Source organism: Falsiroseomonas sp. HC035 (assembly GCF_050563525.1).
Taxonomy (GTDB): Bacteria; Pseudomonadota; Alphaproteobacteria; order Acetobacterales; family Acetobacteraceae; genus Falsiroseomonas.
In genome coordinates this window covers 33,141-52,208 of the sequence record NZ_JBNXUN010000004.1, presented here as the reverse complement: position 1 = coordinate 52,208, position 19,068 = coordinate 33,141, and the positions used below count along the sequence as shown (strand labels likewise).

Annotated in this window: 17 protein-coding genes; 4 read left to right on the top strand and 13 right to left on the bottom strand. The window is 70.2% G+C overall.

Going from position 1 to position 19,068, the window contains the following annotated elements; genetic code table 11:
* Positions 1–4: 4 nt before the first annotated feature.
* Together ACLF3G_RS10560 and ACLF3G_RS10555 are read right to left on the bottom strand one after the other, a co-directional pair.
* Positions 5–991 carry a Bug family tripartite tricarboxylate transporter substrate binding protein gene (locus tag ACLF3G_RS10560; protein ID WP_430669325.1) on the bottom strand — a complete coding sequence of 329 codons (987 nt, stop codon included), beginning with the start codon at positions 989–991 and terminating at the stop codon, positions 5–7.
* The gene (locus ACLF3G_RS10555) at positions 976–1,662 is read right to left on the bottom strand and encodes a polysaccharide deacetylase family protein (protein ID WP_430669324.1); all 687 of its coding nucleotides are present in this window, start codon (positions 1,660–1,662) and stop codon (positions 976–978) included. The genes ACLF3G_RS10560 and ACLF3G_RS10555 overlap by 16 nt, the downstream gene beginning before the upstream one ends.
* Positions 1,663–1,835: 173 nt before the next feature.
* Here ACLF3G_RS10555 and ACLF3G_RS10550 point away from each other — a divergent pair, with 173 nt between their 5' ends.
* Positions 1,836–2,876 (top strand): 5-methyltetrahydropteroyltriglutamate--homocysteine methyltransferase, encoded by a 1,041-nt coding sequence (locus tag ACLF3G_RS10550; RefSeq protein WP_430669323.1) that lies wholly within the window; start codon positions 1,836–1,838, stop codon positions 2,874–2,876.
* Here the strand turns inward: ACLF3G_RS10550 and ACLF3G_RS10545 are convergent.
* Complete coding sequence (locus ACLF3G_RS10545) at positions 2,866–5,589, bottom strand: HAD-IC family P-type ATPase (RefSeq protein ID WP_430669322.1); 2,724 nt, start codon at positions 5,587–5,589, stop codon at positions 2,866–2,868. The two genes, ACLF3G_RS10550 and ACLF3G_RS10545, sit on opposite strands and share 11 nt — an antisense overlap.
* 260 nt (positions 5,590–5,849) lie before the next feature.
* Here ACLF3G_RS10545 and ACLF3G_RS10540 point away from each other — a divergent pair, with 260 nt between their 5' ends.
* Positions 5,850–6,485, top strand: coding sequence for an MBL fold metallo-hydrolase (locus ACLF3G_RS10540; RefSeq protein WP_430669321.1), 636 nt, complete (start codon positions 5,850–5,852; stop codon positions 6,483–6,485).
* A 13-nt stretch (positions 6,486–6,498) separates the two neighbouring features.
* On the opposite strand, the gene ACLF3G_RS10535 is transcribed toward ACLF3G_RS10540, so the two are convergent.
* From ACLF3G_RS10535 to ACLF3G_RS10525, 3 genes are read right to left on the bottom strand one after another with little or no spacing between them, the layout of a single operon-like run.
* Positions 6,499–7,224, bottom strand: a complete 726-nt coding sequence (locus ACLF3G_RS10535) for an ABC transporter ATP-binding protein (protein ID WP_430669320.1) — start codon at positions 7,222–7,224, stop codon at positions 6,499–6,501.
* A complete protein-coding gene (locus ACLF3G_RS10530) occupies positions 7,224–8,354 on the bottom strand; it encodes an ABC transporter permease (RefSeq protein ID WP_430669319.1) in 1,131 nt (376 codons plus the stop codon). Before ACLF3G_RS10530 ends, ACLF3G_RS10535 begins: the two co-directional genes overlap by 1 nt.
* A complete protein-coding gene (locus ACLF3G_RS10525; protein WP_430669318.1) occupies positions 8,351–9,496 on the bottom strand; it encodes an efflux RND transporter periplasmic adaptor subunit in 1,146 nt (381 codons plus the stop codon). Before ACLF3G_RS10525 ends, ACLF3G_RS10530 begins: the two co-directional genes overlap by 4 nt.
* Before the next feature lie 54 nt (positions 9,497–9,550).
* On the opposite strand from ACLF3G_RS10525, the gene ACLF3G_RS10520 reads away from it, so the two are divergent.
* Both ACLF3G_RS10520 and ACLF3G_RS10515 read left to right on the top strand, forming a co-directional pair.
* Positions 9,551–9,763, top strand: coding sequence for a hypothetical protein (locus tag ACLF3G_RS10520; RefSeq protein WP_430669317.1), 213 nt, complete (start codon positions 9,551–9,553; stop codon positions 9,761–9,763).
* Positions 9,763–10,470 carry a hypothetical protein gene (locus ACLF3G_RS10515; RefSeq protein WP_430669316.1) on the top strand — a complete coding sequence of 236 codons (708 nt, stop codon included), beginning with the start codon at positions 9,763–9,765 and terminating at the stop codon, positions 10,468–10,470. Before ACLF3G_RS10520 ends, ACLF3G_RS10515 begins: the two co-directional genes overlap by 1 nt.
* A gap of 136 nt (positions 10,471–10,606) precedes the next feature.
* Here ACLF3G_RS10515 and ACLF3G_RS10510 read toward each other — a convergent pair whose 3' ends face one another.
* The 7 genes from ACLF3G_RS10510 to ACLF3G_RS10480 all read right to left on the bottom strand — a co-directional run bounded on the left by ACLF3G_RS10510 (position 10,607) and on the right by ACLF3G_RS10480 (position 19,040).
* Positions 10,607–11,056: a hypothetical protein gene (locus ACLF3G_RS10510; RefSeq protein WP_430669315.1), complete on the bottom strand. Its 450-nt coding sequence runs from the start codon at positions 11,054–11,056 to the stop codon at positions 10,607–10,609.
* Complete coding sequence (locus ACLF3G_RS10505; RefSeq protein ID WP_430669683.1) at positions 11,056–11,235, bottom strand: methyltransferase; 180 nt, start codon at positions 11,233–11,235, stop codon at positions 11,056–11,058. The genes ACLF3G_RS10510 and ACLF3G_RS10505 overlap by 1 nt, the downstream gene beginning before the upstream one ends.
* Positions 11,236–11,506: 271 nt before the next feature.
* Positions 11,507–13,561: a glycosyltransferase family 2 protein gene (locus ACLF3G_RS10500; RefSeq protein ID WP_430669314.1), complete on the bottom strand. Its 2,055-nt coding sequence runs from the start codon at positions 13,559–13,561 to the stop codon at positions 11,507–11,509.
* Positions 13,562–13,888: 327 nt separating this feature from the next.
* Positions 13,889–15,418, bottom strand: coding sequence for a hypothetical protein (locus ACLF3G_RS10495; protein ID WP_430669313.1), 1,530 nt, complete (start codon positions 15,416–15,418; stop codon positions 13,889–13,891).
* Positions 15,415–16,788, bottom strand: coding sequence for a lipopolysaccharide biosynthesis protein (locus ACLF3G_RS10490; protein WP_430669312.1), 1,374 nt, complete (start codon positions 16,786–16,788; stop codon positions 15,415–15,417). The genes ACLF3G_RS10495 and ACLF3G_RS10490 overlap by 4 nt, the downstream gene beginning before the upstream one ends.
* Entirely contained in the window at positions 16,785–17,627 is an 843-nt protein-coding gene (locus ACLF3G_RS10485; protein ID WP_430669311.1) for an AAA family ATPase, read from the bottom strand. Before ACLF3G_RS10485 ends, ACLF3G_RS10490 begins: the two co-directional genes overlap by 4 nt.
* A gap of 75 nt (positions 17,628–17,702) precedes the next feature.
* Positions 17,703–19,040: a polysaccharide biosynthesis/export family protein gene (locus tag ACLF3G_RS10480; protein ID WP_430669682.1), complete on the bottom strand. Its 1,338-nt coding sequence runs from the start codon at positions 19,038–19,040 to the stop codon at positions 17,703–17,705.
* Positions 19,041–19,068 lie beyond the last annotated feature (28 nt).

Below are 19,068 nucleotides of genomic sequence, written 5' to 3'. Positions count from 1 at the left end.
CTGATCAGTTGGGCTCGATGCCGGCCTCGCGGATGATGTCGCGCCACTTGGCGACCTCGGTCCGGGTCCGTTCGGCCAGATCTTCCGGCGTGCCGCCCAGCGGCTCCACCCCCTGGTTGCGCAGCGTCACCAGCGACTCCGGCCGCCGCAGCCAGTCATTCGTGGCGGCGTTGATCCGGTCCACCACCTCTCGCGCTGCGCCAGCCGGCAGATAGATCGCCCACCAGCCCTCTACCACGAAATCGCGCAGGCCGAGTTCCTGCATCGTCGGGATCTCCGGCAGCGTGGTGGTGCGCCGCGCCGCGGTCAGGCCGAGCACGCGCAGCCGGCCATCCTGCACATGCTGCATCAGCGGCAGGTAGTGGTAGAACATGGCGTCCACCTGACCGGACAGCAGGTCCGTCACCGCCTGCGCGCCGCTGCGATACGGCACGTGCACGGTCTTTACCCCGCCCCGCAGGTCGACCAGCGCCTGGGACAAATGCCCGGTGGTGCCGTTGCCGGCGGAGGCGAAGGTCAGCGGCCGGTCGCGCCGGCGGGCAAGTTCCAGGAAGCCCGCGAAGTCGGACGCGCCGAGTTCGGGCCGCACCGCCAGCACCACCGGGGCGGTGACGAAGGGCACCACCGGGGTGAAGTCGCGCACCGGGTCGTAGCCCTGGTCGCGGTAGAGGCTGGCATTGACGCCGTGCGTGCCGCTGGTGCCGAGCACCATGTTGTAGCCATCAGGCCGTTCCCGGGCGACCGCGGCGACACCAATGTTGCCGCCGGCGCCGCTGCGGTTGTCCACCACCACGGTCTGGCCGAGCACCTGCGACAGGTGGTTGGCGATCGCCCGGCCAAACAGGTCCGTGGTCGTGCCGGCGGCGAAGGGCACAACCAGGCGCAGCGGCCGCGCCGGCCAGGCCTGCGCCCGCGCCGGGCCGGCGGCCAGGCCAAGGCCGGCCAGGGTGCCGAGGGCCAGCGAACGCCGGTCGATCATGCTGCGGACCATGCGAAGTCTCCTTGTGCCGTATCCGGCATCGTCGTCGCCGGGAGGCGTGAGGTGGGGATGCCGCGGCGCATCGCCACGCAGTCCTCGGGAAAGTCCTGCCGGAACGTGGCCCCGGCCTCCACAAGACGGCCCAGGAAAGTGTCGAGGTGGCGCATCGCGCCGCCGGGCAGGTCGTGCAGCACCAGCAGCGGACGCGGTTGTGCCAGGCACTGCGCCAGGGCGATGTCCGGCCAGCCGTCAGGGTCGCGCCAGTCGCCCGGCACTGCCGACCACAAGACCACGGTGTGGCGATGTGCCTGCAGGTGGTCGCGTGCCTCCACGCTCAGCAGATGCGGGCCGAGCCGGCCGCCGCCGCCCACCGGGCGGAACAGCCGGTCCGGATGGGACAGCGGGCCGAGCAGCGCCTGGGTGCGGCCGATCTCCGACTCGGCATGGCCAAGGTCGCGGCGATCGCCCAGCGGCCCGGCGTGTGTATAGCTATGGTTGCCGATCCAGTGGCCCTCCGCCCCGGCCCGCTCCGCCAAGGCGTATCGGACCGGGTCGGCCAGCTTGCTGCCGATGACGAAGAAGCTGGCCTGGATGCGGCGGCGCGCCAGCACGTCCAGGACATGCGGCGTCACCTCGGGCTCGGGCCCGTTGTCGAAGCTAAGCGTGACCTCGGGTGCTGTCATGCCACCCGGCCTCAATCGCCCCAAACCCGCATGTTCCGCTCCATCCCGGGCGTAGATTTTCCCGATAAAATGCGCTTGTCAATCTGTTTTACCGCTATTGTAGTGTGCAGCCCGGCACGCCATCCTCCGCCCGACCCCCAATATCCGCTGGCAGCGGGAAGGATGAACGCGCCATGGCCGAGACCACGACCCTGCTGCCGACCACCGTCGTCGGCAGCTATCCGCAGCCCGACTGGTTGGTGAACCACGCCGTGCTGGCCAAGAATGTCGTGCCGCGCGTGCGCATGCGCGAGATCTGGCGGGTGGGCGAGGACGTGCTGGAAGGCGCGCAGGACGATGCGACGCTGATCGCCATCCGCGATATGGAACGCGCCGGGATCGACATCATCACCGATGGCGAGATGCGGCGGGAAAGCTATTCCAACCGCTTCGCCCTGGCGCTGGACGGCGTTGATGTCGACACACCTGCCGAAGTGATGGGCCGCGCCGGCCGGATGACCAAGGTGCCGCGCATCATCGGCCCGATCCGCCGGCGGCATGCGGTCGAGGTGCGCGACGTGGAGTTCCTGCGCGCCAACACCGATCGCCGCATCAAGATCACCCTGCCCGGCCCCTTCACCCTGTCGATGCAGGCGAAGGATGAATACTACTTCGACCACGAGGCCGTCGCGATGGCCTATGCCGAGGTGGTGGCGGAGGAAGCCCGCGACCTGCGGGCGGCCGGTGCCGATGTGGTCCAGATCGACGAGCCCTGGCTGCAGGCGCGACCTGAACAGGCGAAGCGCTATGGCGTGCGGGCGATCAACCGCGCACTCCAGGGCGTGTCCGGGCCGACCGTTGTGCACCTGTGCTTCGGCTACGCGGCGGTCGTGCAGGACAAGCCCTCCGGCTATTCCTTCCTGCCACAGCTGGCCGATTCGATCGCGGACCAGATCTCGATCGAGGCGGCACAGCCCAAGCTCGACCTCGGCATCCTGTCCGACCTGTCGAACAAGACCATCATGCTGGGCGTGCTGGACCTTGGCAGCCATGAAGTGGAAACGGCGGAGACGGTGGCGGCGCGGATCCGGGCCGGGCTTCGGCATGTGCCGGCGGAACGTCTGGTGGCGGCACCGGATTGCGGCATGAAGTACATGCCGCGCGCGCGCGCCTTCGGCAAGCTGAAGGCGCTGGCGGAGGGCGCCGCCATCGTCCGCCGCGAACTTACCGGCTGAAGCCGCGTCGCCGGATCGCCTTCTCGGCTTCCAGGATCAGCATCAGCAGCAGGCCGAGCGCCAGGATCGGCAGGCCGTCCGCCACCGGGTCGAGCGGCCGCGTCGCGAACAGCCGTTGCAGCGGCGGCGCGTAGGTGAAGGCGAGTTGCAGCGCCACCACGGCGCCGACTCCGATCAGCACCGCGCGGGTTCCGAGCGCGCCACGCCAGGTGAAGGACGTGCTAGCCTGGAAGCGCACGCTGAACAGGTAGGCGATCTCCATCACCACCAGGGCATTCACCACCGCCGTGCGCGCCGCCTCGACCGGCAGGCCGCGCCACTCCGACCAGGCGAAGATGCCGAAGGCGCCGAGGGTGAACAGCACCGAGACGAAGGCCACGCGCCACACCACGAAACCGGACAGCAACGGCTCCCGCGGCGGCCGCGGCGGGCGGCGCATGATGTCGGCCTCGGCCGGCTCGAAGGCGAGCACGAGGCCGAGCGTCGTCGCGGTCACCATGTTGATCCACAGGATCTGCACCGGCGTCATCGGCAGCGTCAGGCCGAGCAGGATGGCGGCGATGATGGTCAGCGCCTCGCCGCCATTGGTGGGCAGGGTCCAGGCGATCACCTTCTGGACGTTGTCGTAGACGTTGCGACCCTCGCGCACGGCGGCGGCGATGGTGGCGAAGTTGTCGTCGGCCAGCACCATCTCGGCCGCTTCCTTGGCCGCCTCGGTGCCCTTGCGACCCATGGCGACGCCGACATCGGCGCGCTTCAGCGCCGGCGCGTCGTTCACGCCGTCGCCGGTCATCGCCACCACCGCGCCCTCGGCCTGCAAGGCCTCGACCAGGCGCAGCTTGTGCTCGGGGCTGGTGCGGGCGAAGACGTCGCTGTCGCGCGCCCGGACGCGCAACGCCGCATCGTCCAGCGCGTCCAGCTCCGCCCCCGTCACCACGGCGGCAGCGCCACGCAGCCCGACCTGGTGGGCGATGGCGCCGGCCGTCGCGGCATGGTCGCCGGTGATCATCTTCACACGGATGCCGGCGGCCTGGCAGTCCGCCACCGCCGCCACCGCTTCCTCCCGCGGCGGGTCGATCAGGCCGAGCACGCCCAGCAGGACCAGGTCGTGTTCCACGGCGTCCGGCGGCAATTCCGCCATGCCGTGCGGCAACTCGCGGGTGGCGAGCGCGATGACGCGCATGCCGCCGGCCGCCAGCGCCTCCGCACGCGCCTGCCAGGCGGCGTGGGCCAGCGGCTCCGTGCCCGCCGCGCCCTGTTGTCGGTCGCACATCTCCAGCAGCCGCTCCGGCGCGCCCTTCACGCAGACGAAGGCGTGGCCGTGCCCGCCATGCAGGGTCGCCATGAAGCGGTGGCGCGCGTCGAAGGGAATCTCGTCGCGGCGCGGCAGGCGGATGCGCACCGCCTCCGGCGATTCGCCGGATCGGCCGGCGAAGGCGAGCAGCGCGCCTTCCATGGGGTCGCCATCCACCAGCCAGCCGGCTTCCGCGTCATCGCGCAGCGCGGCGTCGTTGCACAACGCGGCGGCGCGGGCCAGCATCGCCAGGACCGGCGCCGTCTCCGAGTCCGGAGCCTCGCCATCCCGTGTCACCGCGCCCTGCGGCGCATAGCCTTCGCCGGAGACGCCGAAGCGGCCGGCGGCGATTTCCACGGCGGCGACGGCCATTTCGTTGCGGGTCAACGTGCCGGTCTTGTCGGAACAGATGACGGAGACGGCGCCCAGCGTCTCCACCGCGGGCAGGCGGCGGATGATGGCGTTGCGCGCCGCCATGCGCCGCACGCCCATGGCCAATGCGATGGTCAGCACGGCGGGCAGCCCCTCCGGAATGGCGGCCACCGCGATGCCGACCACGGCCATGAAGGCGTCCTCCGCGCCGTAGCCGCGCAGCAGCAGGGCGATCGCGAAGACCAGGCCCGATAGCCCCAGGATCACGAAGGTCAGGCGCCGCGCGAAGGCGTCCATCTGGCGCAGCAGCGGCGTGGCGAGTTGCTCGACGTCGCCGATCATGCCGCTGATGCGGCCAAGTTCCGTCGCGGCGCCGGTTCGCACCACCAGGCCGGTGCCGCTTCCGGCTGTGACCAGCGTGCCGGAGAAGGCCATCGAGCCGCGGTCGCCAACCGGCGCCCCGGCCGCTGCGGGCTCCAACGACTTCTCGACCGGGACGGATTCGCCGGTCAGGGCGGCTTCCTCGATCCGCAGGCCGCGCGCCCGAATCAGGCGCAGGTCGGCCGGCACCCGGTCCCCGGCTTCGAGCAGCACGAGGTCGCCGGGCACCACCTCCGCCGCGTCGATGGTCAGGCGCCGCCCGTCGCGCAGCACGGAGGCGTGCGGCGTCAGCATGCCGCGGATCGCCTCCAGCGCCTGTTCCGCGCGGCCTTCCTGCACGAAGCCGACGACGGCGTTCACCAGGACGACGCCGAGGATGACTACGGCATCCAGCGCGTGCCCGAGCAGCGCCGTCACCGCCGCGGCGGCCAGCAACACGTGGATCAGCAGGTTGGAGAATTGCGCCAGGAAGCGGCGCAGGGCACTGCGCGGGGCGCCGGCCGGCAAACGGTTCGGCCCGTGCTCGGCCAGACGCTGCGCGGCTTCCGCGGCGCCGAGGCCTTCGGGGCGGGAATTGAGGCGCGCCAGCGCCGCCTCGGCCGGGATGGCATGCCAGGGCGTGTCGTCGGCGGAACCGGGTGGCTTGTTGCCGGCGGTGATGGACAAGAGCGGCTTCTCCCCTGGCTTGTGGCCGACCGGCAGCCTGGCCGACTGCCACGACACCGGCGTTGACTTGCCTCAAGCGGTGCCTCCGCCACGCGCCCTGAAGCCGCACACCCGCGATAGGGAAGCTGGTACAGGTCGCCCCGGCTGGCGTTGGAACCACCGCGGGTGCGGGGTGTTGAGAAGACGCCCCCGACCGTCGGCTTCGGCGCAGCAGCAAGGGTACGGAGACGACCGGCATAACGCAGCAGCACCGGCCCGAGGTGACCGGCTTCTTCCATGAAGGGACAAGCAGTATCGCCCATGTCTGCGCAGATCCGGAGACGCGATGCTGCGCGGTGATCGACCCGGTGCTGGACTTCGACCGCAATGCCCGCGCCACCTCCACCGAATGCGCCGACCGGATGCTGGGCTTCGTGCGCGAACGGGCGCTGGAGGTCGAATGGATCCTCGATACCCACCCGCATGCCGACCACCTTTCCGCTGCCCCACATCTCAAGGAACGGCTTGGGCCCCCACTGCAATCGGAACCGGTGTCATCACGGTGCAGCGTATCTGGAAGGAGATCTACAACCTGCCGGATTTTCCCGCTGGCGGTTCACAGTGGGACCGTCTGTTCGCGGGTGGCGAGCGGTTCCAGGTGGGCGGGATGGAGGCGGAGGTCCTGTTCACGCCGGGCAGCGCGCCACAGCATCCACGTCCATGACGGCGTGACGGAGGCGGAGTTCCTCCGCCGGCGGCGTAAGCGCGATGTTGGCCTGCCGCTTCCGGCACTGATGCTGGAGGCGTTGCAGGTGAACATGCGGGGCGGCCGGTTGCCGGAGCCAGAGGCAAATGGAGTCTCCTACCTCAAGATCCCGCTCAATCGCTTTCCGCCGTGGCGCAAGCCGGCGGACTGAGCGGGCCGCATGCTCAACGTGCTGCCTGGGTCAAGGCATCGCTGCCAGTGTCCTCCTCAATGCGGCCGTCGCGCAGGGAGACCATGCGGTCGAAGCGGTCGAAGATCTTTTCGTCATGGGTCACGACCAACACCGCGGCCCGCCTTTCGCGCGCCACCTGGCGCAGCAGGTCCATCACCACGCGGGCGCGTTCCGAATCCAGCGCCGCGGTCGGCTCGTCCGCCAGGATGATCGGCGGCGTGTTGGCCAGCGCGCGCGCGATGGAGACACGCTGCGCCTCGCCACCCGAAAGGTTCGCCGGCATCGCATCGGCACGCCGCCCAACCTGCAATTCATCCAGCAGCGCGCGCGCCCGCGCCCGTGCTTCGGGCCGCTTCGTGCCGGCCAGCGTCATCGCCAGCGCGACATTGTCCACCGCGCTCAGGAACGGCAGCAGGTTGTGGAACTGGAAGATGAAGCCGATGCGGTCCCGTCGCAGCCGGCGCAGGTCCGGCACGCGGTAGGCGCCATCCCATACCGTCTCGCCGCTCAGCAGGAGACGACCGGCGCTGGGCTCCAGGATACAGGCGATGATGTTGAGCAGCGTCGACTTGCCGCTGCCGGACGGGCCGCGCAACCCGACGACCTCCCCACCCTGGACCGCCAGCGTGACGTCCGACAGGGCGCGCACGGCGGCCTCGCCCTGGCCGAAGGTCCGTGCCACACGCTCGAGCTGCACCAGCGGCGGCGTGGCCTGCATCAGCCGAGTGCCTGCTGCGGGTCAATCCGGAGGGCGGCGCGGATGGAAACGAGGCTGGCCGTCAGGCAGATGGTCGCGATGACGCCGGCCATCGTGGCAATCTCCGCCGGTCCCAGTTCGACCGCGCGAGGGAAGCTGTCCCGCACGGCGAAGACCAGGGCCACGGCCGCGGCGAATCCCAGGGCGCCCAGCAGCATCGCCTGCTGCAGGACGAGTCCGGCGACCGTCAGGTCCGGCGCCCCGATCAGCTTCAGCGTGGCGATCTCCCGCCGCTTGTCCATAGTCATCGTGTAGATGATCAGCGCGATGATCACGCCGGACACGAACAGCAGCACCACGGTGAACATGCCAAGCTGCAGCCGCGCGCGCTGCACCACGGATTTTGTAAGCAGGTCCTCCTGCTCCGTCGCCGTCAGCGCGGCCAGGTGCTTCCAGCGGCGCAAATTCGCTGCCACGGCATCCGCATCCGCAGCCGGGTGCAGCCTGGCGATCACCGCGTTGACGATGTCGGTCGCCGCCGGTGGCGCGCCCGCCGCCGTCGCGCGCCGGGTCGCCGGCGGGGACAGGCGGAACTGCATGTCCTGGCTGTCGCGCAGCGTGGCGAAAGCCAGCGGGTCGCCGCCGGAGGCAACCAGCCCGCGCGTCAGGCCAACGATGCGGTACCGATCGCGACCCAGTGTCACCGTGGCGCCCAGTGGCAATCCGGCGCGCTGGTCCACCACAAGTTCGAACCGTGCGCCGCCCAGGCCGCGGCCGGCAGCCAGCGTGGCCGGCCCCCCGGGCCGACCGGGCTCGTAGCCCGCCACCTGCAGTCGCAGGCGACCGCGCGGCCCCTCCGCCTCCACCGTTCGCAGCGCCAGGCTTCCGGCGGCGGCGACTCCGGGGATGCGGGCCACAATCTCCCGCACATCGCCCGGGATGCGGGAGGCTTCTGCGAAGGGGCCGCGCGTGCCGGCCTCCACCACCCAAAGCTCGGCGCCGAGACTGCGCGTCAGCGCCAGCGCTTCCCGCACCAGCCCCTGGTAGATGCCGACCATGGACAGCGCCACCGCCATCAGCAGCCCGACCCCGGCGCAGGTCAGCAGGAAGCGGCCGAGGCCGTGGCGGATGTCGGCGAGAGCCAGGTTCATGGCGCGGGCAGGGCGCGCGCCGCCCGGCCGATGCGGAAGGACGCTGTGGGGCGGGTTGCGACCTCGGCGCCCTCCGGCAGGCCCTCGACGATGGCGAGGCGCGCATCCACGAGGCGCGCGGCAAAGCGCAGGTGGCGCTGCGCCAGGCGGCCATGCTCCACCGTCCAAACGGTGCCGCCGGCCCCGTCGAAGCCATGCACTGCGCTTTCCGGCACCAGCCTCGCGCGCGGCAGGCGCCCTGTCTCGATCAGTGCCTCGACCTGTTCACCCAGGATGGGGCGGGAGGGACAGGACCGGCAGCGCAGATAGACCCGGCGCTCCTCCGTCACCCGGTCGGCCTCCAGGCCGATCCGCACCACCTCCGCCGCCATGGGCTGGCCGGGGCGGCTGCGCAACGTAACCTGCGCTGGTTGTCCCACCGCGAGGTCCCCTGCCCGCCCCTCATCCACATGGGCGAGCGCCCAGAGGCTGTCGGGCGGGATCAGCGTGAAGACGACCTCGCCGGGGCTGAGCGCGGTGCCCGGCTCGCGCTGGCGGCTGACCACCAGGGCGTCATAGGGGGCGAGCAGGCTGTGCCGGGCCAGCGTGTTGCGCTCCGCCAGCAGGTTCGCCCGGGCGTCGGCAATGGCGGCGCGGGCCACGGCGGCATCGGCGCGATTCACGGCCAGGTCGGCCGCCGCCAGCACGGCGTCGGTTTCCGCCAGTTCCGCGGCTTCCGCGCTGCCGGCGCCGCGTTGCGCCAGGTCACGGCGGCGTCGCGCGGTCGATTGCCGCTGCGCCTGCACGGCTTCCGCACGTTCGCGCTGGGCCTCGGCGCGTTCGGCGACGGCCTGCGCCGATTGCAGACCGGCCTCGGCGCGCGCGACGCGGGCCTCCTGGCCGGCCGAGTTCAGGCGCGCGAGTACCGTGCCGGCGCGCACTTCATCCCCGTGGTCCGCGGCAAGGTCCGTGAGCGTGCCGGGCACCTCGAAGCCGATGCGGGACAACGTCTGCGCCTCGACCGTGCCAAGGCCGAAGATGGTGACGGGGATGTTCGTCTCGGCAGGCGCGATTTCCACGTCCATGGGTTGCAGGCGCAGCAGGATGACGGCAATAGCCAGCAGCACCGGCGCGGCGAGCAGCAAGGCGGTGCGGCGACGCATCGAGGTTCATGCTTCCGGAGGGAGGGAGCGGTTCGGCTGAGGGGCAAAGCGTGCATGACGGCCGCGCCCTGGTCGTTGATGTACCGCAACCCTCAACCCCGCCCCGACGACCGAGGATCGCCGTCAGGCCTGCTGCAGCGCGAACGGCGCGACTGCACATCCACCGGGGGAACAAACCTTTCCCTGCCGGAGGATGCCGGCCCTGCCGTGCCTGCGGAGTGGCGCCATCTGGCCGAATTCTCCGCGGAACTGGAGGGCATCGGGTGATGATTGCGGCGCCGCGAGGAGGCCTCGACGTCCTTCTCGTTTTCGAGGACCTGGTCGATCTGCCGAGGCTGGAGCAAGGTGTCTTCGCGCTTCTCGGGGCCGCGTCCGACGCGCAAGGCGCCGTGGCCTCCAGCCTCAGCCCACTCCGTATTCATCTCTGCCTCCCGCGGTTTTCCGTCGCGGAGTTACGGGCCGTGCGCGATGCCACGCGGCCGATCCAGGATCTATGCCCGGAGATGGCCGTGCGTCTACACAACTGGCATCTCCCCGAACCACATGATCTTCGCGTACCGCTCCTCAACCTGGGCATGGAACGGGCCGAGGGGCGCTACCTCGGCTGCGTGGAGATCGGGCAGTTGATGAGTCCCGGCGCCTATCGCAGGCTGCACGACCGGCTGGTCGTGACGGGCCATGCGCTCGCTGTCGGGGGCGTGGAGGAAGTGCCTGTTGCCTGGTGGGGCGACGTGATTCTTCCTGCGCGGCGGCGGCAGTCTCCGAAGCCTGACAGCCTCGACTCCCACCATGTTGCGCCCGCCTTCCTCCTTGACCGCTGGCGCATATCTCCGTCGGACCTTCGGCTGCGGGCGGCTTGGTCAGGTAATCCGCTGCGGGACCTGGTGACGTCGATATCCACGAGCCAGCCTACGGATTATGCGCTCGCCGATGCGCGCCTTTGCGTTCAACAGATCCTGGTCGCAAACATCTGAGCGACCGCTCATCTGCAATGGATCGGTCGACTCGAGCCGGCAGCAGGCCAGGACCCTGTACGGGGCCAGAGCATTGCGATGTGCCGGGTCGGCTCGTGCGGACCAGGCCCCGGCGACATGGCCGCCAGGGCGAACGTCATTCGTCTTCGCTCAACCTGGTCACGACGATGTCGTGATGGTCGTCCCATACGCGCGGGATGTAGCTTACTATGCGCAGGCCGCATTCCGGCAGGTTGTTGCGAAACAAGGCTTCATCCGTCAGCGATATGCCGTAATGCTCGTTCGTCAGCGCTACGCCATACTCGTCGCCGCCGGTATGGTAGTCGCGATAGCCGAAGCCGGTCTTCTCGAACTCATCGATCAGCGCCGTGGCTGTTTCGGTATCAAGCCCGTACCCTTGCGCACGCAGGCGGGAGATGATGCTCGGTCCGTGGGATGAAACGACAAGCCTCGCATTGTCCGTCATGTGCCGCCGCATCGCTGCAAGAAACATCCGCGTCTGCAGCGGAGGAAGATGGGTGATGAGCGATCCCACCCATATCAGGTCGTATTGCTCACGCAGCTGAAGCTGGCTGAAATCCTTCACTAAGACCGCGGCATCGCCCTGGAACTGCGCCGCGCAAATTCCACCCCTTCGCGATCGAGATCGCATGCGGTTATTGACGCGTGCGGAAACCGCACGCGCAGAACTCGTGTGACTCGCCCGAAGCCGCATGGCAGGTCCAGGATTTTCTGAGGTTCAGCTTCGCCGAGAGCGCGTTCCAGAATTGAGATCGCCTAGATTCCGACGGAAAGATAATGCGCATCACTGTCGGCATGCATGGTGTCACGCGGAGAAAGCGCGCGGTTCAAGGTCTGGAAGGGATAGTCCGCAGGAATGTTGAGTCTACGGGTGGCCGTCACCTCGTTGACCTTCGGCTGATTTCAGGGCGAGTGCACGCCAACCGGCCCTGTCTCAAGTCAGTCTGCGTCACGCTTCCTGAGGACACCATTCAAAACCTGAACAGCCTTCAGGTTCCGCCGGATCCCACGCGCGTCAGGAAACTGAAGCGGGTAGTGGGCTCGTGCCTTCATGGTGCCCCCCTGCCGACTCCGCCTCGGCGCGCGGGGGAAACGCGAGCCGCCATTCGTGCCCGAGCGCCAGGCTGAGGTTGGGGCTGTGGAACGGATCTTCCGCGCAAACCGCTGCCCAACGCTGCCGCACCCTGCGGCTTTCCGCGGCCTGGAAGGCGGCGCGGTCGCCCGAATAGTGGTTGCCGTAGGTCAGAAGTTCATGATGATGCAATTCGGCCTGCGGTGCGTAGACGATGCCATGCCCGGTCTCGCCCACCCGCAGCGCAAAATCCACGTCGTTGAAGGCGCTAGGATAATTTTCGTCGAGGCCGCCGACCATCTCGAACAGGCTGCGGCGCACCAGCATGCAGGCGGCGGTGACGGCCGAAAGCTCCTGCGCCAGAACAGCACGCGACATGTAGCCGGGCTCATCTCCCGGCAGGTGGCGATGCGCATGTTCGCACAGGCCCGAGAGACCCATGATGATGCCGCCATGCTGCACGCTGCCATCCGGATACAGCAGCCGCGCACCCACCATCCCCACCATCGGATCGTGCAGGAAGGCGCACATCCAGCGCAACCAGTCGCGCCGGATGGGGGTGACGTCGTCGTTCAGCAGCAGGATGTGGTCGCCCTGCGTTCGCGCCGCGACATGATTGTTGGCGGTGGAGAAGTTGAAGCCCGGCGCCTCGAGCCAACTGACCCTCGCATTCGGATGGCGGCCGAGCGCCTCCGCCGCCACGCGCTGACAGGCATCCAGCGGACCGGGCTGCATCACCACCACATGCAGCTCGAAGCCCGCATGATCCGTCCCGTCCAGGATGGCGCTGATGCAGGCCTGCGAATGGTGCGCCCGCAGCGTGGACGGCACTATGGCCGTGACGCGTTTCTCAGGCGCGGCCGGCGCAAGCCGAAACCTGAGCGGCACGCCGGCGATGGGCGTGATGGCGGGACCGCCACCCTGAAGGTGCCGCGATACAATCTCCGCCAGCGCCTCGGGTGCCGCCGACTCCGCATCGGGGCGACGATGCGCCAGGATGTAGGGAATTCGCCGGCTGAATGGCCGCGGGTCGGCGCGGTAGCGGGCGAGCCAGGTGGCCAGGCGCAGCGCCTCCGCCGTCTCCGCCACCTCCGGCGCGTGCCGCATCAGTGTGTCGCGCCGAACCAGCCACAGGCCCCGCGACAGGGTACCGGACAGCATCAGCGCGAGATTCGGGCGTGGCTTGAACCGTGGCGCATGGCGCGTGCCGTCCGGCGCCACGTCATCCTCGTCGGTGATCGCGATTTCCGTTGTGCCGAACTTCTGTCCGCACAGTTGCGTCGCATGCGGCGGCAGCACCTCACCGGCCTGGAGGATGCCAATGACGTCGGCATCCAGCGGCGCGATGGCGGGCCGCAGCAGCGCGCCGGGATATAGGATTGCGCTGTCCGGGCGCGTCGGCTGCGCCGCGAGAGACGCCAGCGTCGCTGCCAGCGCAGGCGACTGCGCATCCTGCGCCAGCACGATGTAGGCGATGCGCGGCGGCGCGGGGCTCGCCGGAAAATCCGCCGCGGACCATTGGTCGAACAGTGCGATCCAGGTCGCGTAGGATTGCCGGGACACCTGCGCACTGTTCGTGGTCAGCGCCAGCACGTGCCGCATTTCCCGGCGCAGGTTGCGCGGGCGGGTCAGCGCCATGCGTGCCAGGCGCACGACATCGCGCCGCGGGGCCTGGCGCAACAGCCGCATTGCGGCCGCGGCGCGGCCCAACGGCTGCAACAGGAACGCCTCCGCACGCAGTCCAGCGGTAGGACCCAGGGCCGAAAGACGTGCCTCGCGGATTTCCCCAGGGACATACCAGACCATCTCCCGCGCCTCCCGCCCAGCATCCCGCGAGGGCAGCGCGTGCAGGTACAGGTGGCCGCACAGGGAGACCCCGGCGGCATCGTGCAGCGTCACATAGGGAACCGTGGTTTCCTCCAGTCCTTCCATCGCAAAGAAGATGCGGTGCCAGGCGCCTTCGGGCGGTGGCGCCAGGCGCAGGGAGCGGATCAGCACCGGCCCGCGCCTCATCGTCGTGCCCCCGTGTCCGGTGGCGCAGGCAGCAGGTTGCGCCGCCGTGCCAGGGCGCCCCCGATCGGCGCCGGGTGGAGGAGGTTGGGTGTATCGTGCAAGCCTAGCAGCCACTCCAGCATGATCTGGTTGTCACCGAGGCGTTGCCTCCCGACGCTGGGGTATAGAGCAGGAATTCGCGACCGGGGCAAAATGCGGATTATCGGCATGTTGCGCCAGGGGCTGTACCACCGGGGATGGCACCCTTACCGGCAGGACCGGACTTCACCGCGGCGACGCATCGCCCCCACCGCCCGTCGCAGGGGCAGCCGGCTAGAGATGCGCCCAGACCTCCGTGACCGCCCGGCGCAGCGAATCCTCGAGCGGCATGTCGGTGCGCAGGCGAACCACGGGGGTTCCCGGAAACTCCGCATGCGTCTCCAATTGCCAGCGCCGGACCACCGCCGCGGCATCCGGCCCTTCGGGCTTCGAGCGCTCTGCGTCGCGCCGGATCGCCGTCTCCATCGGCGCCTCGAGGCGCAGCACGAGGCCGGGTCGCGGCAGCGTGGCGTGCAGCCTGTGCTCCTGCCGCATCAGCCAGCGCTTGAGGGGCGACTGGCACGCGGCGATGGTCGCCGCGTCGAAGCAGCTGCTGTCGATTGCACCTTCGGTGGCCGAGGGGTAGCGGTCGCTCACCACGATGGCGCCGGCGGCGGCGGCCCGCCGGCTGCGTTGCAGCAGCGCGCGCCGGTCATGGGCCAACAGGGTCATGCGCAGCACGTAGAGCAGCGAATGGCCTCGCCCGCGGCGCTTCTCGATACTGTCATAGGCGCTGGGCCGGTCGCCCGGAAACATCCGCCGAGCCAGGGGAAGCAGCGTCCGCGGGGCCGCGGATAGCAGCGTCGCCGGTGGCTTGCCGGCATGGATCCGGATGACGTCGAGCTGCCCAAACAGGCTCTCCGCGATGCCGTCGCCCAGCGTGGATTTTCCCGTGGCCTTCGGGCCCACCAGTGCCACGATGGTGCCGCCGGTTTCCAGAACCAGGTCCCGGCGCCCGGAGATGCGACGACCCAGGGCGGCCGCCACCCGGTGCAGGCGGGACCGCAGCTCGGCGATGCGCCCGAGCCTGCGCAGGCCTCGCATGGACCAGGCGAGGTGCAATCCGAGGCGCATGCGCTGCGGGAGGGCATGTCGGTCACCGATCGCCTCGACGAGCCGCCCGAACAGCTCCGGCCCGGCGCCCGGCACCAGGCTCTCGAACAGCGCGATGGCGCGCGGCTCGTCGGCCTGGTCGCGCAGCCAGGCCAGTTCCTCCACCGTGGCGCCGTAGCCGCGGTTTGCCATGACTGCCTCGACCGGGTCGGCATGCTTCAGCGCCACGCGCAGCACGAAGACCGCGAGTTCCGCCTCCGGCGTCGGAACCGGCCAGCCATGCAGCCGGCGACATCCGGTCAGCAGCATCGGCTCGACCGGCAGGCGATAGCTCTTCACCAGGCTGTCGCCGCCGACGATCTGCAGGTAGGCGTGCAGGTGGATGAGGCTGGCGCTGGCTTCATCGAGCGCCACGGCGTGGAAGACGCCGGGATGGCCGAGGCCGGCGCGCGATCCGGTGCGCCGGAAGCCCGCCTCCGCCAGCGCCGCCTGGAACGCCACGGCATCCTCCCGATGCACCAGCAGGTCGACGTCTTCCATGCCGGTCAGCGCCCGTGCGAGGCGGATGTTGCTCTTCCAATGGCAGTAGCGGATGCCCCGCTGGTCGAGCGCGGCGCGCAGCACGCGGAGCGGCCGCGGAAGCACCTCCGGCGCGTCCGTCATCGGGTCCTCCGCCGCATCCGCCACGGTAACGACGCTCTGCACGTTCATCGCTTGACCTCCGCCTTCCTCATGGGCAAGGCCAGCCCGGGCCTGAGGCCGAGCCGGCGCCACGCGAACACCAGGATGAACAGGTTCCACCCCACCAGGCTTCCCGCCGAAGCCAGGGCAACACCAGGAAGACCCAGCGGGCCGACGAGCAGCAGGGCGAACAGGAACGCCGCCGCGACCGCCGCGGCCAGGCTGGAGGCCGCCGCAACCTCGTGGCCGGTCATCGTCAGCAGGTGCTGCTGCGGTCCACAGGCCGCGGCGAAGAGCTGGGCCAGGACCAGGATGACGACGGCCGGCGCACCAGGCGCGAAGGCAGGCCCGAACAGCGACAGCAGCGGCCCTGCCGCCGCGATCAGCGGCAGCGCGACCAGCAGCGTGGCCGCCAGCGAAAGCCGTGCGGCCCGCGTGCAAAGCGCCTGCAGGCGCGGCCGATCGCCCCGCGCATGCAGGTCGGCCACGGTCGGCGCGAAGGCCGATGCGATTGCCATCCGGGGCAGCGCGGCCAGCAGCGACAGGCTGTAGGCGACGGTGAAGATCCCGGCCTCATGCATGGCGCCGATCGACCCGAGGACCATCGTGCCGGCCCGGCCCATCAGCACATCCGCCAGCATCAGCACCGTCAGCGGCAGCGTCGGACGCAACCACGCGCCCGGCGTCAGCGTCGGCGCGGCAGCGGCAAGTTCGCCCGGCCGCCGGCGGCGCAGCATCAGCCAACTGGCCATGAGGGCGCAGGCCCCGCCTGCCAGCAGGGCCACCGCTGCGGCCGGTGCGCCGGGCGCCATCCAGCCGGCCGCCAACACCAGGACCAGTACCGCCACCGCGACGCCGTCCCGCAGGATGCGCTCGGGGACCAGCGCCTCGACGACACCGCCCCAGGCACGCACGGAGGTCGCCAGGATAAGCTGGAGCGCCACCAGCGGCACCACGCAGAGGCCGATCAGGAAGGTGCGCGCCTGTTCCGATGTGGTGCCCAGCAGCAGCGGCACCAGCGCGAGTCCGGCCGCGGTGACGCAGCAGGCCGAAACCGCCGTGGCCCAAGCCGAGAAGCGGGCCAGGCCCCGGGCGTGGGACCAGTTCCCGGTCGCTCGATAGGTTGGCAGCAGCCGCAACAGCGAGACACGGAAGCCCAGCGTCGCCGCGTAGGCCAGCAGGGTGGTCCAGGCCAGGACATAGGCATAGACGCCAAAGCTCGCCGGCCCGATCAGCCGTGCCGTCACGACCTGTGCGACGTAGCTCAGCCCCGCGCCGGCAACGAGCACGGCCAGCGATCCGCCACTGGCCTTGGCGAGGCCGGAGGCGGACAGGCGCAGGAGCCGGTCCGGGATGCCCCGGCGCAGCAGCATCGGGCCCGCCAGCAGCTTCCCGCTCACGTTGGCGCTCCCTCGGCGGGGACCGGTCGGATGCGTGCGCGCACCGCCGCCGCGATGCGCAGCACGTCCTGGTCGGGGCCAGGCCCGGGATGCCCCTCGACCTGCAGTACCGCGCGTCCACGCCGCGCAATCAGGCGGCGCAACGCGTCCGTCAGGCGCGCCTGCTCCATGAGCGTGGCGAGGTCCAGCTCGAACAGCCGCTCGGCCGCCGACTGCCGCGCCAGGCGTTCGCGGAGCCGCGCCTGTACGACCTCCCGCGGGGCTTCCACCCACACCACCAGGTCGGCGGGCGGAACCAGGTCCAGCGCGGCGCCCAGCCCGCCCTCGGCACGACCGGCGCACCCGGAGCGGGCCGCAAGGGAGCAGATGGCGGACAGGTAGCCCTGGTCCAGGATGACGACGCGGCCGGGCGCACGACGCGCCGAAAGCGTCTGGTGCATGCGCGCGAGATAGCGACGGCTGCGAAGATGCCCGATGCGCGAGCGTGGCGGGAACATCGCCAGCAGCTCCACGCCGACTGGATCGGGGCAACGCAGTTCCGCCAGCGCGCCGAAGACTTTTGCAGCGCGGCTCATCGGCGCGACCAGCATGCGGTCGAGCGAAGATGTCGGTCGCGACGCAGGGCGTTCGGCGGGCCGTGCACTGGAAACGACCTCGGCCTGATGACCCGCCGCTTCCAGAGCCCGGTGCAGGGCCCGCGCGAAGGTCGTCTTGCCGGCCGCCGCCGGCCCGAACAACTCGACCACGACGGGCCATGCGTCCCTCGCGGCATCCTGCTGCACGGGGTGGTGCGGGATGGTCGCGACATGTTCGTCGGTGATGTCAGGAAATCCGGCCACGATTCCGCCTCCTCAGCATGCGGGCCGGGCGGCAAGCCATGCCGCAGGGAAATGCGATGCGAAAACGCCGGGCGCTCACTGCGGCCGTCCGACGGCAAGCCTGGCGCGTTCGGACTCGGCCAGGCCCGAGGCAGGCCGACGTGGCGAATCAGGGCGGGACGCGGAGGCTTCCGGCGTGGGGCTGTCCGCCGCCGGCACCGGCCGCGCGCCGGCCAGGATCCCAGCCAGCGGCGGCGCACCGCCACCTCGCCCGAGATCAACGATGTCACCAGGCTGCAACTCCGTTTCCCAGTCGGCCCTGACCAGGGCAGCGCCGCCGACGCCGGCCCGCACCAGCGTGATCGTCAATTCACCCGGCTCGCTGGTTGGAACCGCGACACCCAGCAACCGCAGCCTTTCCTCAATGCTTTCCAGCCGGGCGCGGGCCGTCGCCACCTTCGGAACCGCCTCCTGCAGCTCCGCCAGCAGGCGAATCCGGCGCCGGTCGTCGGCACGCTCAAATTCCCGCAGCAGCTCTCCGCGCTGGCGCCGCACGGAGACCAGCTGCGCCGAGGTCTGCAAGGCCCGAGTCGATGAGAACAGCAGGACACGCCGCGCATCCGTGACACGGGATTGCGTGACCATGCCGCGGGCCAGCAGCTGTGTCGTCCGCTGTAACTCAGAGGTATCCGCCTCGACGCCCTCCTCCTCCCGCGCCTGCTGCGCGGTCAGCGACTCGATCTGGCGCTCGGCTTCGGCTGCGGCACTGCTGAGGTAGCTCTTCTCCCGCTCGTGATCGGCGGCGCGATTGCTTCGATACTCGGCCTCGCGCGTCAGCAACTGTTCCAGCACACGGTCGGCGACTGGCGTGGGCGGCAGGCTGGAGCGGTCGAATTCCACCTCGTCGCCCAGTTCCGCCTTCATGCGCCAGACGCGCGCCATTTCCGCCGCAAGTGTGACCCAGACCGTGCCGTATTCACCGCGCAGTTGCGCCGCCTCGCCATGCGTGCCGACCTCCGGCCGCAGCAGAGTGAACCCGCCGGCCGCCGCCATCACGTGGCGCACCGTCATGCCAGGGCGGAATGGCTGCTCGCCGGGGCGCGCGACATTGCCGGTGATCGAGACTGGCCGGTATTCCGCGATGGACACCGAGATCTGCTCCCGGTCCACGAAGCGCAGCAATTCCCGGCCATCCGCCAGGTAGGTCCGTAGCGGGCGGCTGGCGATCGCTGTCTGGATGCGCGACTCGACCTCGGCGAGCGTCGCGCCGGCGGCGGCAACGCGGCCTGCCAGGGGAAGCGGCAGGCTGCCATCAAGCTGCACCGCGACGCGCCGCAGCAGTTCAGGCCAACCTGCCACAGAAACTTCGAGCACGTCGCCAGTCTGCAACCGGTAGACCTCGGCCCGAGCCGGCAGATGCACAAGGCAAAGCATCGCCGCGGCGCAGGTCGCCCTCCACATC

Excerpts from the sequence above, each read along its gene's own strand:
- ACLF3G_RS10560 (WP_430669325.1), bottom strand. The coding sequence starts at position 991 with ATGGTCCGCAGCATGATCGACCGGCGTTCGCTGGCCCTCGGCACCCTG.
- ACLF3G_RS10555 (WP_430669324.1), bottom strand. The coding sequence starts at position 1,662 with ATGACAGCACCCGAGGTCACGCTTAGCTTCGACAACGGGCCCGAGCCC.
- ACLF3G_RS10550 (WP_430669323.1), top strand. The coding sequence starts at position 1,836 with ATGGCCGAGACCACGACCCTGCTGCCGACCACCGTCGTCGGCAGCTAT.
- ACLF3G_RS10535 (WP_430669320.1), bottom strand. The coding sequence starts at position 7,224 with ATGCAGGCCACGCCGCCGCTGGTGCAGCTCGAGCGTGTGGCACGGACC.
- ACLF3G_RS10530 (WP_430669319.1), bottom strand. The coding sequence starts at position 8,354 with ATGAACCTGGCTCTCGCCGACATCCGCCACGGCCTCGGCCGCTTCCTG.
- ACLF3G_RS10525 (WP_430669318.1), bottom strand. The coding sequence starts at position 9,496 with ATGCGTCGCCGCACCGCCTTGCTGCTCGCCGCGCCGGTGCTGCTGGCT.
- ACLF3G_RS10520 (WP_430669317.1), top strand. The coding sequence starts at position 9,551 with ATGACGGCCGCGCCCTGGTCGTTGATGTACCGCAACCCTCAACCCCGC.
- ACLF3G_RS10515 (WP_430669316.1), top strand. The coding sequence starts at position 9,763 with ATGATTGCGGCGCCGCGAGGAGGCCTCGACGTCCTTCTCGTTTTCGAG.
- ACLF3G_RS10495 (WP_430669313.1), bottom strand. The coding sequence starts at position 15,418 with ATGAACGTGCAGAGCGTCGTTACCGTGGCGGATGCGGCGGAGGACCCG.
- ACLF3G_RS10480 (WP_430669682.1), bottom strand. The coding sequence starts at position 19,040 with ATGCTTTGCCTTGTGCATCTGCCGGCTCGGGCCGAGGTCTACCGGTTG.